This is a genomic window from Cellulomonas terrae (assembly GCF_007990265.1).
In the GTDB taxonomy this organism is placed as follows: Bacteria; Actinomycetota; Actinomycetes; order Actinomycetales; family Cellulomonadaceae; genus Cellulomonas; species Cellulomonas terrae.
Window position 1 is genome coordinate 33,089 of record NZ_BJWH01000003.1, and the last position, 15,824, is coordinate 48,912.

A 15,824-nucleotide genomic window follows, 5' to 3' on the forward strand; every position below is an offset into this window, starting at 1 on the left:
CCCGGTCCCCGTCACCGGGCGACGTCTCCGTGCCGCAGGGCGGGTCCGCGGGCGCGGCGAGCGCGGTAGGCGGCGACGTGCGCGCGGTTGGCGCAGCCGTTGACGTCGCAGAACCGGCGCGACCGGTTCCGGGACAGGTCGACCAGGACGGCGTCGCAGTCGTCGGCCTCGCACCGCTGGAGCCGGTCGTACTCGGCGCTGCGCACGACGTCGGACATGGCCATCGCCGTCTCGACGAGCAGGACGGTCGCCAGCGGGGCGTCCGGGGCGGTGCCGTGCAGGTGCCAGTCCAGGTCGTCGTGCCGGGTCAGGTACGGCACCGCTCCCCCGCGCGCGAGCATGTCGTTGAGGAGCCCGGCGGCGGTGTCGCGGTCGACGTCCCAGAGCGCGGCGATCTGGTCACGCGCGTCACGGATCGCAGCCAGCTCGGCGTCGTCACCGTCGTGCCGTGCCGTGTAGCCCCATCGCGTGTAGAACTCGGCGACGTCGTCGGTGGTCGCCATGGCGTCGTGGCCGTCCCGGCGACGGGCGGTGTTCACCATCTCGACGGCCGCGGCGATGCTCATCTCCGTGTCAGGTGCGAAGACCACTTTGACTCCTGTCGCCTTTCTCCGTAGTGTCACGAGTGTAATCGCATTTCACTCATGACATCTCGTGACGGGATCCGCCCATGCCTCAGAACCGCTCGGTCGGCATCGTCGCAGGTCTCGTCGCCGCCGTCGCCTTCGCCACCAGCGGACCGGTCGTCAAGCCGCTCCTCGTCGCCGGCTGGTCCCCCGGTTCGGCGATCCTCGTCCGCCTCTCCGTCGCCGCGCTCCTGCTGGCCGGACCGGCCGCCTGGGCCGTCCGCGGACGCTGGCACGTGGTGCGCGACGAGTGGCGCAGCATCCTCGGCTTCGGAGTGCTCGGCGTCGCCACCGCCTCGACCATGTACTACCTCGCGGTCGACCGGCTCCCTGTGGCCGTCGCCCTGCTCATCGAGTACACGGGGCCGCTCCTGCTGGTCGCGTGGCGCTGGGCCCGCGACCGGCAGGCACCGACCCGCGCCACGCTCGTCGGCGCAGCGCTCGCGACCGGCGGGCTGGTCTTCGTCCTCGACCTCACCGGGTCGCTGGAGCTGGACCCCGTCGGCCTCGTCTTCGCGCTCGTCTCCGCGATCGGCAACGCCGGGTACTTCGCGTTCACCGGCCGCCCGTCGGCGCTCCCGCCGATCAGCCTGGCCGGGGCCGGGATGGCCGTCGGGGCGCTGACCGTCGCCGTCGTTGCCGCCGTGGGCATCCTCCCGCTCGCCGCACCCGACGTCCGCGTGGACCTCCTCGGGTCGCAGGTGCACTGGGTCGTGCCGCTGCTCGTGGTGGCCACCGTGCCCACCGCCTTCGCGTACGGCGTCAGCGCTCTGTCCGTACGGCTGCTCGGCGAACGGCTCGCGTCGTTCCTCGCCCTGTCCGAGGTGCTCGTCGCGGTCCTGCTCGCGTGGGCGCTCGTCGGCGAGGCGCCGCTGCCCGTGCAGGCCGTCGGGATGGTGCTCGTCGTCGCCGGGATCGCCCTGGTCCGCCGCGGCACGGCGCAGCCGCTCCCGGAGGTCGTCGATCAGCCCCGGGCCATGGCCGACTCCCGCATCTAGCCGACGAAGATGCAGAACGGGTGCCCCGCCGGGTCGGCGTAGACGCGCAGCGGCTCCTCGAGGTCGTCGGACCGGTCGTGGAGCAGCCGAGCCCCCAGGGCGAGCGCCCGCTCGTGCTGGACGTCCAGCTCCGTCACGTCCGGCACGGTCGTGTCGAGGTGCAGCTGCTGCGGGATCGGCCCCTCCGGCCACGTCGCCGCGGGCAGCGCGTCGACCTGCTGGAACGCGAGCGGGACACCCGAGCCCGACCGCAGCACCAGCCAGTCCTTCTCCCCGTTCTGCGGCTCGTCACCGGGGCGGTACTCCAGGCCGAACAGCTCGCGGTAGAACTCGGCCAGCGTCCGGATGTCGGTCGCGTCGAGCACGACCTGGACGATCGTGGGGTACGTCGTCATGCGTCATCACCTCGTGTCGGTCGTCGTCGCCGGCCATGATCCCGCCGCGCGCGACGCACCGCATCAGCAGGCCGCGAGGGCCGCGCGGTACTCGTCCGTGGTCCCGTCCTGCCGGACCTGCTGCAGCACGTGCCGGCGCACGCCGAGCCCGGCCAGGACGTCGGTCAGCTCGGCCACGTCGTCGGGACCCATGACGGTCGGGTCGACCGTGGTCCGGACCTCGACGTCCACGCCCGAGTCGAGCACGAGCCGCAGCGAGGCGAACGTCGCGTCGGCGCTCGTCGTCGGGCCGCCCACGCGCGTGACCGCCCGGTAGAGGCGCACCGGCGCCTTGACGTCGAACCCGACCCAGTCGACCAGCGGGAGCAGCGCCGGAAGGCGGCTCGGGTACGCGCCCGACGTGTGCAGACCGACCCCGAAGCCGGCCGCGCGCACCTGCGCGGCCGCGGTGACGAGCGCTGCCTGCCGGGTCGGCTCGCCGCCGGAGAACACGAGCCCGTCCAGCAGCCCGCGCCGGCGCGCGAGCAGGTCGAGCACGTCCTGCCACGGGACCTGGCCCGGTGCGCGCGGGTCCAGGATCGCGGCGTTGTGGCAGTAGGTGCACCGCCACGGACAGCCCTGCAGGAAGGCCGTCGCGACGAGCCTGCCGGGCCAGTCGCACGACGACAGCGGCGTCAGGCCCGCAACGACGACCTCCTGGGTCATGCGAGGGCCGCCGCCTCACGGAACGGCGTGCGCTCCTGGTGCTCGCCCTTCTTGCCGATGTTGAACGAGCTGACGGGGCGGTGGTACCCCATCACCCGGGTCCACACCTCGCACTCGTCGTGGCACCGCGGGCAGGTCGGGTGCTCTCCCGCCAGGTAGCCGTGCTGCGGGCAGATGGAGAACGTGGGCGTGACGGTCAGGTAGGGCAGTCGGAACGTCGACAGCGCGCGCCGGACCAGCTCGCGGGCGGCGTCGGGCGTCGAGAGCCGCTCCGCCATGTACAGGTGCAGGACCGTGCCGCCCGTGTACTTGGTCTGCAGCTCGTCCTGCCGCTCGAGCGCCTCGAACGGGTCGTCGGTGAAGCCCACCGGCAGCTGCGACGAGTTGGTGTAGTACGGGTTCGCGTCGGTCCCGGCCTGCAGGATCCCCGGGAACCGGCGACGGTCCTCCTTCGCGAACCGGTACGTCGTCCCCTCCGCCGGCGTGGCCTCCAGGTTGTACAGGTGGCCGGTCGACTCCTGGAACTCCACCATCCGCGCGCGCACGTGGTCGAGCAGCCGGACGACCAGCGCGTGCCCCTCGGGGTCGGTCAGGTCCGCGCGGTCCCCCGTGAAGTTGCGCACCAGCTCGTTCAGACCGTTCACGCCGATCGTCGAGAAGTGGTTGTCGAGCGTGGCCAGGTAGCGCCGGGTGTAGGGGAACAGCCCTTCGTCGAGGTACCGCTGGATGACGGTCCGCTTGAGCTCGAGCGACGTCCGGGCCAGCTCCAGCAGGTGGTCGAGCGCCGCGAGCAGCCCGGCCTCGTCGCCCGCGTGCAGGAAGCCGAGCCGGCCGCAGTTGACCGTGACCACACCGAGCGACCCGGTCTGCTCGGCCGACCCGAACAGCCCGTTGCCCCGCTTGAGCAGCTCCCGCAGGTCCAGCTGCAGGCGACAGCACATCGAGCGGACGTCGCCCGGGCTCATCTCGGAGTTGAGGAAGTTCTGGAAGTACGGCAGCCCGTACCGGGCGGTCATCGCGAACAGCCGGTCGGCGTTCGCGCTGTGCCAGTCGAAGTCGTGCGTGATGTTGTACGTCGGGATGGGGAACGTGAACACGCGGCCCGACGCGTCCCCGTCGGTCATGACCTCGATGTACGCGCGGTTGATCAGGTCCATCTCGGCCTGCAGGTCGCCGTAGGTGAAGTCGCACGGCTCCCCCGCGACGAACGGGACCTCCTCGCGCAGGTCGTCGGGGCACGTCCAGTCGAACGTGAGGTTGGTGAACGGCGTCTGCGTCCCCCACCGGGAGGGCACGTTGAGGTTGTAGACCAGCTCCTGGATCCCCTGCCGGACCTCTTCGTATGACAGGCCGTCGCGCCGCACGAACGGGGCCATGTAGGTGTCGAACGAGCTGAACGCCTGCGCGCCGGCCCACTCGTTCTGCATCGTGCCGAGGAAGTTCACGATCTGCCCGACGGCCGACCCGAAGTGCCGCGGCGGGCGAGCGTCCACCTTGCCCGGCACCCCGTTGAGACCCTCGGACAGGAACGACCGCAACGACCAGCCCGCGCAGTAGCCGGAGAGCATGTCGAGGTCGTGGATGTGAAGGTCTCCCTCCCGGTGCGCGGCGCCCACGTCCGACGGGTAGACGTGGCTCAGCCAGTAGTTCGCCACCACCTTGCCCGCCGTCTGCAGGATCAGCCCGCCCAGGGAGTACCCCTGGTTCGCGTTGGCGTTCACCCGCCAGTCCGTGCGCTCCAGGTACTCGTCGATCGACGACCCGACATCCACGACAACCCTGTCCGACATGTCCGCTACGGCTCCTCTGCTCCGAGGCCCTCCCGGCGTCGACCACAACATGCTGTGGTCGATCGATCCTTGGGGGACTAGATGTAGAGGTTAGGGGCGGGCGGCGGCGCGTCGGACGGGTCGAAGGTCCCTAGTGGGTCCCACGGGCGGCGACGGTCCCGTCCATCGGCGTCGTCGCGCCGAGCGCTAGGCGTGCGCCCTAGCCTGCGGACGTAGGCTTCGTCCTGGACGATGCCCACGCGAGGAGATCGAGTGACGACCGGTGTACTCCCCCAGCGCACGGTCGACGGCGTGCTGGCCGAGCTCGCGCTGCTCGAGGACCCGAGGATCCGGGCGGTGAACGAACGCCACGGCGACGACCACGGCGTGAACCTCACCCAGCTGCGCGCGGTGGCCAAGAGCCTCAGGACGGACCACGAGCTCGCCGGGCGGCTGTGGGAGACCGGGGACACGGCGGCTCGGCTCGTCGCGATCCTGATCAGCCGCCCGAAGGCGTACTCCGCCACCGAGCTGGACACGATGCTGCGCGCCGCCCGCGTCCCGAAGGTGCACGACTGGCTCGTCAGCTACGTCGTGAAGAAGAGCTCTCACGTCGAGGAGCTGCGCGTCACCTGGTTCGCCGACCGCGACCCCGTGGTCGCCGGCGCCGGGTGGGCGCTGACGAGCGACCGCGTCGCGAACAGCCCCGACGGGCTGGACCTGGCCGGGCTCCTCGACCTCGTCGAGGCGCAGATGAAGGACGCGCCGGACCGCCTCCAGTGGGCCATGAACGAGTGTCTCGCCACCATCGGCATCCACCACCCCGAGCTCCGAGCGCGCGCGTTGGAGATCGGCGAACGGCTCGAGGTGCTCAAGGACTACCCGACCTCACCGGGGTGCACGTCCCCGTTCGCCCCGGTCTGGATCACCGAGATGGTCCGCCGGCAGCACGGCTAGGCGACGCCTCAGCGCTCGGGTCGTCCTCGGCGCGCGGTGACGATCCAGGCGCGCGAGCCGAGCCAGACACCGTCGTCGCCCAGATGCTCCGAGAGCGCCTCCCGCAGCAGGTCCAGGCCGTGCTGAGCACCCTCGGGACCGAGGCGCGCCACCAGGTCGTCGGTGGAGGTGAAGCTGCTGATCCACGCCTCGGCCGACGCCACGTCGGGTCCGTACCAGACCGGCTCGTCGACGTCGTCAAAGCCGACGTCGACGAACCCCGCGCCCTCGAGGACCGCCGTCGTCCGTGCCGGGTCCGCGAGCGAGAACGCCGGCGAGTCGCCGACCTGCCGCTCCGCCCCACCCAGGGCGCGGTGGATGGCGACGCTCCACTCGTTGCGGTCCCCGGCCTGCCAGACCATCATCACGAGCCGCCCGTCCGGGCGCAGGGCGCGGGCGAGGTTGCTGAAGGCCGCCCCGGCGTCGTGGAAGAACATCGTCCCGAACCGGCTGATGACGAGGTCGACGCTCTCCGTCCGGAACGGGTGGACCTGCGCGTCACCGCGCTCGAACACGACGTTGCCGAGCTGCTCGTTCTCGGCCAGCGCTCGCGCGCGCTCGACGGCCGGGGCCGAGGTGTCCACGCCCAGCACGTGACCCTCCCGGGCGGCCACCGCCGCGGCCCGCGTCGTCTGACCGGTGCCGCAGCCCACGTCGAGGACGCTGTCTCGCGCCTGGACCGCACAGGCCCGCCGGAACGGGACGTCCAGCCGTTGCAGCTCGGCGTCGTAGCCCGCTGCGTGCTCCACCCTGTCCGTCCGGCTCACGTCCCCAGTTGACCCGTCGTTCCCCCGGTACGCAACGGGACCCTTCGGCACCCGGGCACGACCGGTGTCCCCCGGACGGAGCCGCGCTCCGCGCCCCGTGCGACGATCGGACGATGGCTGGGCAGGTGCGCGGTCGTCGGGTGGTGGCAGCGGTCGCGGTCGTCCTCGTCCTCGTCGTCGGTGTGGTCCTCGCGTTCCAGCGATCGCTGGTCTTCGTCCCCGACCGCAGCGCTCCACCGCCGGTCTCGGACGTGCTGCCGGGCGCGCGGGAGGTCCGGCTGTCGACGGCGGACGGCCTGACGCTCGCCGCGTGGTGGCTGCCCGCGCCCGCGGCCTGCACCACGACCGTCCTGGTCACGCCGGGCAACGGCGGGAACCGCGCCGCCCGGGTCCCGCTCGCCGCTGCGCTGGGCGAGGCCGGCTTCGGCGTGCTTCTCCTGGAGTACCGGGGCTACGGCGGCAATCCCGGGTCGCCCTCGGAGGTGGGCCTCGTGCGCGACGCCCGGGCTGCTCGGGCGTACCTCGTCGACGCCGGTGTGCCGGCGACGACGCTCGTCTATCTCGGGGAGAGTCTCGGGGCGGCCGTCGCGGCCGCGCTGGCCGCCGAGCACCCGCCGGCCGCGCTCGTCCTGCGGTCGCCGTTCACCACTCTCGCCGACGCCGCGCAGGCAGCCACCCACCTGCCCGTCGCGCCCCTGCTCCACGACCGGTTCGACGTCGTCGCCGCCGTGCGACAGACGAGCGTGCCGGTCGCCGTCGTCCTCGGCGACGTGGATGCGACCGTGCCGCCCCGTCAGAGCAGGGCTGTGGCGGACGCCGCCCGCGAAGCGGACCGGGACGTCGTCGAGGTCGTGGTGCCGCGAGCGGACCACAACGACCCCGCGCTCGCGTCGGGACCCGCCCTGGTGGAGGCGGTCCGTGACGTCGCGCGTGCCGGGGGCGCGGCGCCGTGCTGACGACGGTGCACCGTCCGTCCGCTGTGACACCATCGACTCGGGCTGGAGTGCGAGGGCAGGGAGGGACGATGTCGTCCGATCCGGTGCAGTTCCTCTTCCTGATGCGGCACGGCGAGTTCCGCGACGGTCGTCTCACCGTCGCCGCCACGAAGCACCTCGGCTCGCTCGCAGGTCGCCTCGAGGAGTGGATGGCCTCCGAGTGGCGTGATGCGCCCGACCGTCGCGTGCAGCTCGTGACACTGACGACGAGCGCGACGGACGAGGTCGCTGCGACCGCCGAGCGGCTCGCCGAGAGTCTGGTGGAGACACGACACCTCGAGCAGACGACCGAGGACTGGGGCGTCGACCTCACGGTCGGCGCCTACGAACCGGCCGAGGACGCCGTCCGTACGCACCTGGCGGACCTGCGGACGCTGGCGACGCCGACGCGCTCACCGCTGCTCGTCACCAACGCGCCGCTCGTCGAGTGGCTCGCCGCGCTCCTCCTCGGCAGCCCGTTCCCGATCGCGCACGGAGAGCTCGCGTGCCTCCGCCGCCTGAAGGGTGACCGCTGGGAGGTGTGCTGGACGATCTCGGCGGACGGGCCGGACGAGGCGAGCGCGATCCGGGACAAGATCAGGTCGAAGATGACCGTGGCGGCCGCGCTGGGCGCCGTGATCGTGAGCCTCCTGACGTTCGTCATCAAAGACGTCCTCCCGGGCGCGAACGCGTGGAGGTGGGGCGCTGCCGCGGCGCTCGCGCTCGCGTCGGTGCTCTACTTCGCCACGCTGTTCCTGTACGACACGCTCCAGATGCCACCGCGGTTCTGGGCGAGCCGCCTCTCGGGGGCGGAGCCGACCACGTGGGCACGGCGACTGCGGCACGGCAAGCGGCTCGTCACCAGGCCGCCCAGCGCCGCGGCGCGGGTGCTGCACGCCGCCATGGTGCAGGTGTGGGTCTGGGTGTTCACCCCCGCGACGGTGCTCGTCGGCGTCGGGGTGGTGCTGCTCGGGATCGGGGCTGCGGAGCCCTCGTCGGCCGACCCGCTGCTGCTCGAACCCTGGCAGGTCGCTCTCGGCGCCCTCACCCTCGGCGTGCTGAGCACGGGCTGGATCGCCGTCCACCGACCGGACCTCGGCAGCGCCGACTGACGCGCAGGTGAACGTTGCCCGGCCACTCGACGAACACGCTTCCCACCTGCGGTTCCGGTGACCAACCATGCGCTGTGGCGAACGTTCAGACCCTCCTGCGTGACCTCCGCTCCGGCGCCGTCCCGTCCACCGCTCCGGTCGCAACCGTCGCCGTCCCCCTGCGTGTGATCGACGCCGAGCTGCCCGTCCACGACGTCGAGCCGCTCTTCCTCGACCCGGCGCTCGTACGGATCGGTGTCGTCGACCGGGCCGAGCCCCACCGGATCGGACTGATCACGCGGTCGCGGTTCACCGCCGGCATGGCGGGCCGGCTCGGCTACGGCCGCGCGGTGCTCACCCGCCGACCGGCGCGGGCCGTCGCGGACTGGGAGCCGCTGGTGGTCGACCCGACGTCGTCCGTCGTCGAGGCGGCACTGCTCGCGATGGCCCGCCCGGCGGAGTCCCGGTTCGAGGACGTGGTGGTCCGTGCGGACCTCTGGTCCGCCACGGGCACGGCCGAGCTCGTGCACGCCCTCGCCGCCGCGCTGGCCGAGCAGGGCATGCGCGACCGCACCACCGGCCTCGTCAACCGGCACACGCTGGAGCACACCCTCGACTCGTGGGCGCAGGAGATCCGCGGGTCCCGCCGGCGACTGGCCGCCACGCTGGTCGACGTCCGAGCCTTCGGGCTCCTCAACGCGGTCCACGGCCTGCGCCACGGCGACCGCGTCCTGACCACCATGGCCGAGGCGCTCGCGGGCGCCTACCCGTCGGGCTGTGTGATCGGACGCCTCGGGGACGACGAGCTCCTGGTCGCCGCGGTGCTGCCCGCCGTGCCCGACGAACGCGCCCGTGACATCGCCGAGGAGCTCCGTCAGATCGCGCTCCGCGCACTCGACCCGGTCCCCCACGGGTTCGGCGACGGCGAGTGGCCGCAGGTCCGGGCGGTGGCCACCGTGAGCCTGCAGGCGTGGGCCGACGTCCCGCTGCTGCTCCAGGAGCTGCACCGGAGCATGCGCAGGGAGAAGGCCGAGGCGGCGGCGGTCGTGTCGCCGCGGCGCGTCTGACGCTAGGGGTGGCTCGCGAGCACCTCGGTGGTCATCACGCAGTTGCCCTGGCCCTTGGGCCGCTGGTACTCGAACCCGAGCTGCTCGTACATCGTCCGCGTCGCGTTGTAGAGGAAGGACGCCGAGGTCTTCTTGCCCGGCGGGAGGTCGTGCGGGTACGACTCGACCAGCCCGCCTCCCGCGTCGGCGATCAGCGCGAGCGCGCCGCGCACGGCGACCGACGCCACCCCCTGGCGACGGTGGTCACGGTCGACGAACAGGCAGGTGATCCGGAAGTCAGGGACGCGCACGACCCCCTTCTCCCACTCCTTGCGGTGGTGGATGTTCGGCAGCTCGTCGACGGGGCCGAACTCCGCCCAGGCGACCGCGACGTCGCCGTCGAGCACGAGCGCCGCGTGCGCGCGGCCGGCCAGGACGCGCTGACGCTTGAACTCGCGGTTGCCGAGCGCTCGGCGCTCCTCGATCGGGTCGGGGTAGCAGTGGAAGTAGGTGCACCAGCACCCGCCCCAGACACCGTTGTGCCGCTCGGCCAGGTCCGCGAACTGGTCCCAGGTCTGCGGACCGAGCGGTTCGATCCGGTACCCGTCGATCGTGCGGCCCGCATCGCCCATGCTCGCGACAGTAGCGGCGCAGCGGCCCCGGAGGCAGCCCTCACTCGGTCCCCGCGGCGGTGAGCCGTGCGCGGCCGACCCGGACCAGGTCGATCGACGTCACGTGGACGCCGTCGGGCACATCACGGACGCTCGGGTGCACCCACACACCGGTGGCGCGCCGCCACGGCAGGAGCTCGAACCGCACCCCCTGCTCCGCGACCTCGGCGGCCCACGGCGTCAGGTCGACGTCCCAGGTGCGTCCGTGCCAGAAGTGGTCGCTGACCAGCCGGTCGCCCACGAAGGCCCTGCCGACGTCGCCCGTCCAGGTCACCCGAAGGAGCGCCCGGTGGGCACCGTCGAGCAGCTCGGCCGGGACGTCGACGTGCACGACGGCCGCACCCGTGAAGTCGGTCGGTGCGCTCAGGCGGTTCATCGGGCCGCCGCGGACCGGGTCGGGGGCAGCCGTCGCCTGCGGCTCGACGCCGGATAGCAGCGTGGTGCGCCCGGCGTGCGGCGCGTCGACGGTCCAGGTGTGCCAGGGACCGTCGGCGCGCGAGTCACTGAGGCGCGCCCCGTCGGCCACCAGCTCGGGAACGCCGGGCAGGAGGGAGAGCGTGTGCCGCGCCTCGTCCGGGTGCACGACGAGCGCACCGTCGAGCGAGTAGACCGGCGCGTCGGACAGCACCAGGTGGTCCCGACCGGCCAGGTCGAGGACGTAGAGCCGGTCGGCGCTCGCGGGGTCCAGGACGAGGATCCGCACGCCCGGCAGCCCGACGACGCAGCGCGGTCCCGTCGGCTCGACGAGCGAGACCACGGTGGTCTCGTCGCGGACGACGCCCGTCCCGGCGCCGCCCACCTCGAGCGCACCGTCCAGCACCAGCTCGACGGGGACGCCCTCGGAGGCGGCCAGGACGAGGAGCTCCCCCTCGTCGTCCCAGCCACGGGTGAGCACCTGGGCGGTCGCGCTGCGCAGGACGACGGACGACGACACGGGATACCGCAGCGGCCACACCACCGAGGCGCCCGCGGGAAGGTCGACCGGCACCGTCGGGACGGTCACGGAGTCGTCGTCGAAGTCGACGGTGACCTGGACGTCGGGCTGCCCGGGCAGCGGCTGCGCGGCCGGCTGGTACGTCGAGGCGAACAGGTAGCCGCTGCGACCGTCCGACCGGACCGCCCAGCGCAGCTCGTCCGGGTCCGCGCTCCCTCCGCCGACGGTCGAGGTCATCGACGCGATCCGGTGCCCGTCCTCCTGGAGCCACAGGTGCTGGCGCCGCAGCAGGTGGTGGTGCGGGCGGATCTGGGCGTGCTCGCCGATCGGCGCCGCGAAGTCGTAGGTCGTCCGGGGCACGTCGTTCGGGTAGCCCGTCGCGTGCGACTCCTGCTCGGGGCCATGCGGACCGGTCCGCTGGGTGCCGCCGGCGTACATGTAGTACCCCTGCCAGATCGAGCCGCTGCCCACCTTCGCCAGCGCGAGCGCCTCGACGTCCCGCGGGGTCACCAGAGGTCGACGGTGGTAGGCGACGTGCATGCCCCCGCCGAGCTCGCACGTCACGAAGGGCACCGCGTCGTCGTCCGTGAGCGGCACGGCACCGGTATCGACACCGATCCCGTCGAGCGCCTCGCGCAGGTCGGCCCCGACGGTCAGGTCGTCCCGGACCGGGCTGTACCGGAAGTGGGACGACGCGAACGCCGGCCACGGCGTCTGCTCGTCGTCCCAGAACCCGTCGGCGTAGGCGCTGTACACGGGCAGCAACGTCTCGGGGACCTGGGCGCCGCCCCAGCCCGTCGCGGTCCAGATCGGGACGCGCAGCCCGAGCTCCTCGGCGATCTGTCGCAGCCGCGCCAGGTGCTCCGGCTGGTCGTACAGCTCGTTGTCCATCTGGGCGGCGACGATCGGGCCGCCCTCGGCGTGCGTGAGACCGACGAGCTGCGCGACGGTCTGCGCGTAGAACGTCCGCACGAGCGCGAGGTACTCGGGGTCGTTCGTCCGCGTGGGCAGGTCCCGCTCGACGAGCCAGTCGGGGAACCCGCCGTACCGCGCCTCGCCGTGCGCCCACGGACCCATGCGGACGACGACGTCGAGCCCGTGCTGCGCCGCCAGCCCGATGAACGCGCGCAGGTCGAGGTTCCCGTCCCACCGGAAACGCCCGGGCTCGGGCTCGTGCGCCTGCCACAGCACGTAGGTCGCGACGGACGTCAGGCCCCCGGCGCTGGCGTGCCCGAGGACCTCGCTCCACCGCTCGCGTGGGAGGCGGGAGTAGTGGATCTCCCCGGTGATCGGGAACCACGGACGACCGGCGCGCTCCACGTACCGGCTGGTCACCTCGATCGCGTCCGGCCCGGCCGGTGCGTCGCCGACGGGGAGGTGGCCGCGTCGGGGGAACCCGGGTGCCGTGACGGTGATGCGGCGGGCGTCGCCGTTCATGGTGCTCCTCGGCCGGCACGCGACGCGACGGCGCGGGCGTCGGGGTCGAGCGGATGACGCTCGAGGACGTCCGCGGCGATGGACACCGCCCCGTCCTCGTGGCCGTCCAGCAGCGCGAGCTGTGCCTCCAGGACGCGGACCCGGGCGTCGTGGGTGGCCTGGAGGTCCTCGGTGAACAGCAGCATCGTGGGCAGCGAGGTCGCGAAGTAGTCGATCCGTGCCGTGACGGCCCTCTGCTCGGCCAGGTACGACGCAAGGCCGTCCCGCAGCTCCTGGGCCTCGTGCCGCCGCCCGAGCCGGCGCAGCGCGGCGACGGCCGCCGCGGTCCGCTCGGAGTACGGGTGGACCTGCATCCCCTGGAAGTCGGCGTGCTGCGCGGCGGCCCTCTCCCAGTGCGACCTGGCCGCGCCCGGGTCACCCGCCGCCGCGAGCGCGTCGCCGAGCACGAGGTGCAGGTCGGCCGTGTTGGCGAGCGGGTGCCGAGCCTCTCCGAGGGTGGGGACCGGATCGAGGGCCGCGTGCGCGTGCTGGACGGCGGCGTCCGGCTCGCCTGCGGCCAGTGAGCGGCGCGCGAGGCTCAGGTGCGCGTCCTCCCACGCGGCGAGCACCCGGCCCTCCCCGCCCTCCCAGGGTTGGAAGGTCCGGCCGGTGAGCACGTCCAGGGCCTCCGGGGCGCGGCCGTCGGCGGTGAGGAGCTCCGCGAGCTGGACCGAGAGGTCGTCGCGCGAGCCGACCAGGTCCGGGCGCTCCAGCAGGACCTCGATGCGCTCGGCGGGGTCGACGCCCCGCCGGCCGGCGAGCTGGTCGGACTCGAAGAGCAGCCGCGCGTCGCCGGGGGCGAGCGCTCGCGCTCGGGCGTAGTACGCGGCGGCGAGGTCTGGCCGGCCCTGGACGTTGTGCGCGGCGACGCCGAGGTTGCGCAGGACCACCGGTCCGGCGTCCCCGCTGGTCGCGGCCACCTCCCACGCCTCGATCGCCTCGAGGCGCCGGCCGGCGGCGTAGAGCCAGTGGCCGTGCAGCTCCGCGAGCAGCGCGTCGCCCGGCAGCCATCGGCGCAGGCGCTGCAGAGCGTCATGGTCGCCCGCTGACGGGAAGCACCAGGTGCGGTCCAGGGATCGCGCCCCCGCCAGGGTCGTCTCGGCCCCGGACGGGCGACCTCGACGCAGCTCGAGGTCGGCCAGGTGCACGAGCGCGAGCGGCCCGACGTTCGTCCGACCGGGGATCGACGGGACGGTGCTGGTCCGCTCGAGCAGGTCGGCGGCCGCATCGTCCTCCCCGACGCTGAGGTACTCCTTGGCCACGTCGAGGGCGACGGTGGGATCGCTGGTGGTCGTGACGTCGAGTCCGAGGCGGTGCCCGAGGTCACGCGCCCAGGCGTCGAGCCGGTTCGTCGTCAGGACGAGCTCGACGTGCGCCCGGGCGGCGGTCAGGTCGCCCCGACGCCGGGCCGCGACCGCCGCCAGGTTGCGTGCCTGGTGGTGCCCGGGGGTGCGGACCAGCAACGCGGCCAGGTCGTCGGCGGCCCGCTCGGTCCGTCCGTCGGCCAGGTCGAGGCGCGCCGACGCCACCGTCGCCGCGTCGACCCACGCGCCGTCCCACATGGCCGTCGCCAGTGCCGACCTCGCGTCGTCGGAGCGACCCAGGCGGCCGAGGACGACACCGAGCCGGTAGTGCGCCTCTCCGTCGCGTGGGTTGGGGTTGCGCCGGGTCAACCGGGTCGCTGCGGCGCGCAGGTGCTGCTCCGCGTCCTCCAGCCGGCCGTCGTGCTGGCGCCGGGAACCGAGGGCGACGTGGGACCGGGAGTCGCCCGGGTCGCGACGCAGGGCCTCGGCCCAGTACGGCTCGGGTGACCGGGTGGCGTGGCGGTACTGGGCCAGGTGCACGCCCGTGACGTACAGCTCGTCGACGGAGTCGATCTGTGACGGCTCCGGGGGCTCGGTGGCGGCGCCGGTCGGCGCCCCCTGCTCGCCCGCCTGCGGCCGCGGGCTCCACGTCAGGAGCACTCCCCCGTCGTGCTCCACCACCAGCTCGCAGGACTCGGGGAGCAGGGACCCGCCGACGGTCGCCTCCTGGACGAACGGCGCGCCGGGTGCCAGGTCGACCCGCTCGTCGAGGAGGACGAGGTCCCCGGACCGCACGAGCACCCGGCTGCCGGGCCGGGCGGACGTCGTCGCGACACCCGCGCGGACCAGCGTCGTCGACCCCTGGTCGACGACGTCGAGCCTCACCGCCGCGTCGCGCGTCGCCTGGTGCGCCGGTCCGATGTCCTGGATCGGGTACCAGTACTGGGAGAACGTCTTGGTCTCCCCCGGCCTGAGGAAGGCGAAGTCCGGCTGGTTGTCCGTGAAGACCCCGGCCATGAGCTCGATGTAGGGGCCGTTGGTGTCCGTCAGCTGCGCGTCCCAGGCCTGCCCGAACGGCGCGTTGCCCCAGGTCCACTGCTTCTTGCCGGGCGCCACGCGGTGGTCGGCCCAGTGCACGAAGCCCGCGCGGGCACCGTGGTCGTACCCGCCGAAGAAGTCGTCCTGCGTGCCCAGGCACATGTACGACGTCGGCACCGGGATGTTCCGGTACCAGTCGAGCCGGTCGCCGTCGGGGCGCTCCGGCGTGCGCTGCGCGGCGTAGTCGACGCCGTAGTAGCGGCCCGACGCCTGCGGGAACGTCGTGACGGCGCGCTTCGCGTGGTCGGCGACGACGTGCACGTCCGTCGGGAAGAAGGACTGGTAGCCGTCGTCGACCGCGACGGCGACGTTCGCCCACCACAGGAACGTCTGGACGTCGTCGGTCCGGTTGACGACGTGCCCCCGCACCTCGATCAGGGCACTGCCGGGCCGCAGCCGCAGGCCGTGCATCCCCTGCATGCGGGCGAACGGGTCGTGGTCGGAGCACCACACCGTGACCGAGCCGTCGGGCTCCTCCTCGATCGTCACCTCGCACGGCAGGTGCGTGGCGGGCCGGTGGTGCTGCGGCCAGTTGAACTCCACCCCGCCGGAGACCCACGGCCCGGCGAGGCCGACGAGTGCGGGCTTGATGACGTCGTTGCGGTAGAAGAAGTCGTAGTCCCTGGTCTTGTCGAGGCCCACGTGGATCCGTCCGCCGAGCTCGGGCAGGATCATCAGTCGGACGTACTCGTTCTCGAGGTGCACCGCGTCCCACAGCCGTGGCGTCTTGACCTGCGCGACGCTCTCGATGAACGGCAACGGGTACACCGCTCCCGAGGAGCCCTGGTAGACGCGCTGGTCGAGGTACGCCGGGTACCGGTCCGGGGCCCCGACCTCGTAGGTGTCGATCGAGACCGCGTGCGGCCAGGCGCGCACGGATCGTCCGGCGATGTCGTCCGGGGCCTCCGGCAGGACGATCGTGGACTCGTCGCTGAGCATGGTGATGAACATATCGGCGGTTGACATCGTTCGCC

The 15,824-nt window shown here is 73.1% G+C and carries 13 protein-coding genes; 5 read left to right on the top strand and 8 right to left on the bottom strand.

Going from position 1 to position 15,824, the window contains the following annotated elements:
- Positions 1-11 precede the first annotated feature (11 nt).
- Positions 12-590: a CGNR zinc finger domain-containing protein gene (locus tag CTE05_RS04080; RefSeq protein ID WP_146844845.1), complete on the bottom strand. Its 579-nt coding sequence runs from the start codon at positions 588-590 to the stop codon at positions 12-14.
- 80 nt (positions 591-670) lie between these two features.
- Here CTE05_RS04080 and CTE05_RS04085 point away from each other — a divergent pair, with 80 nt between their 5' ends.
- Positions 671-1,624: an EamA family transporter gene (locus tag CTE05_RS04085; protein ID WP_146844846.1), complete on the top strand. Its 954-nt coding sequence runs from the start codon at positions 671-673 to the stop codon at positions 1,622-1,624.
- Here the strand turns inward: CTE05_RS04085 and CTE05_RS04090 are convergent.
- From CTE05_RS04090 to CTE05_RS04100, 3 genes are all read right to left on the bottom strand, one after another.
- Positions 1,621-2,019 (bottom strand): VOC family protein, encoded by a 399-nt coding sequence (locus CTE05_RS04090; protein WP_146844847.1) that lies wholly within the window; start codon positions 2,017-2,019, stop codon positions 1,621-1,623. The genes CTE05_RS04085 and CTE05_RS04090 overlap by 4 nt on opposite strands.
- 63 nt (positions 2,020-2,082) lie before the next feature.
- Positions 2,083-2,724, bottom strand: coding sequence for an anaerobic ribonucleoside-triphosphate reductase activating protein (locus CTE05_RS04095; protein ID WP_146844848.1), 642 nt, complete (start codon positions 2,722-2,724; stop codon positions 2,083-2,085).
- On the bottom strand, positions 2,721-4,514 hold the full coding sequence (locus CTE05_RS04100) for a ribonucleoside triphosphate reductase (protein ID WP_146844849.1): 1,794 nt from the start codon (positions 4,512-4,514) through the stop codon (positions 2,721-2,723). Before CTE05_RS04100 ends, CTE05_RS04095 begins: the two co-directional genes overlap by 4 nt.
- A 252-nt stretch (positions 4,515-4,766) precedes the next feature.
- On the opposite strand from CTE05_RS04100, the gene CTE05_RS04105 reads away from it, so the two are divergent.
- Positions 4,767-5,450: a DNA alkylation repair protein gene (locus CTE05_RS04105; RefSeq protein WP_246123251.1), complete on the top strand. Its 684-nt coding sequence runs from the start codon at positions 4,767-4,769 to the stop codon at positions 5,448-5,450.
- Positions 5,451-5,458: 8 nt separating this feature from the next.
- On the opposite strand, the gene CTE05_RS04110 is transcribed toward CTE05_RS04105, so the two are convergent.
- Positions 5,459-6,256, bottom strand: coding sequence for a class I SAM-dependent methyltransferase (locus CTE05_RS04110; RefSeq protein ID WP_222595407.1), 798 nt, complete (start codon positions 6,254-6,256; stop codon positions 5,459-5,461).
- A 113-nt stretch (positions 6,257-6,369) separates the two neighbouring features.
- On the opposite strand from CTE05_RS04110, the gene CTE05_RS04115 reads away from it, so the two are divergent.
- The 3 genes from CTE05_RS04115 to CTE05_RS04125 all read left to right on the top strand — a co-directional run bounded on the left by CTE05_RS04115 (position 6,370) and on the right by CTE05_RS04125 (position 9,388).
- Positions 6,370-7,212: an alpha/beta hydrolase gene (locus CTE05_RS04115; protein ID WP_146844851.1), complete on the top strand. Its 843-nt coding sequence runs from the start codon at positions 6,370-6,372 to the stop codon at positions 7,210-7,212.
- A gap of 68 nt (positions 7,213-7,280) precedes the next feature.
- A complete protein-coding gene (locus CTE05_RS04120; RefSeq protein ID WP_146844852.1) occupies positions 7,281-8,342 on the top strand; it encodes a hypothetical protein in 1,062 nt (353 codons plus the stop codon).
- A gap of 74 nt (positions 8,343-8,416) precedes the next feature.
- On the top strand, positions 8,417-9,388 hold the full coding sequence (locus tag CTE05_RS04125; RefSeq protein WP_146844853.1) for a diguanylate cyclase domain-containing protein: 972 nt from the start codon (positions 8,417-8,419) through the stop codon (positions 9,386-9,388).
- A gap of 2 nt (positions 9,389-9,390) precedes the next feature.
- Here CTE05_RS04125 and CTE05_RS04130 read toward each other — a convergent pair whose 3' ends face one another.
- The 3 genes from CTE05_RS04130 to CTE05_RS04140 are packed head-to-tail and all read right to left on the bottom strand — an operon-like array spanning position 9,391 to position 15,789.
- Entirely contained in the window at positions 9,391-9,999 is a 609-nt protein-coding gene (locus tag CTE05_RS04130; protein ID WP_146844854.1) for a GNAT family N-acetyltransferase, read from the bottom strand.
- Between the two features lie 40 nt (positions 10,000-10,039).
- A complete protein-coding gene (locus tag CTE05_RS04135; protein WP_146844855.1) occupies positions 10,040-12,409 on the bottom strand; it encodes a beta-galactosidase in 2,370 nt (789 codons plus the stop codon).
- A complete protein-coding gene (locus tag CTE05_RS04140) occupies positions 12,406-15,789 on the bottom strand; it encodes a DUF5107 domain-containing protein (protein ID WP_186814728.1) in 3,384 nt (1,127 codons plus the stop codon). Before CTE05_RS04140 ends, CTE05_RS04135 begins: the two co-directional genes overlap by 4 nt.
- Positions 15,790-15,824: the final 35 nt, after the last annotated feature.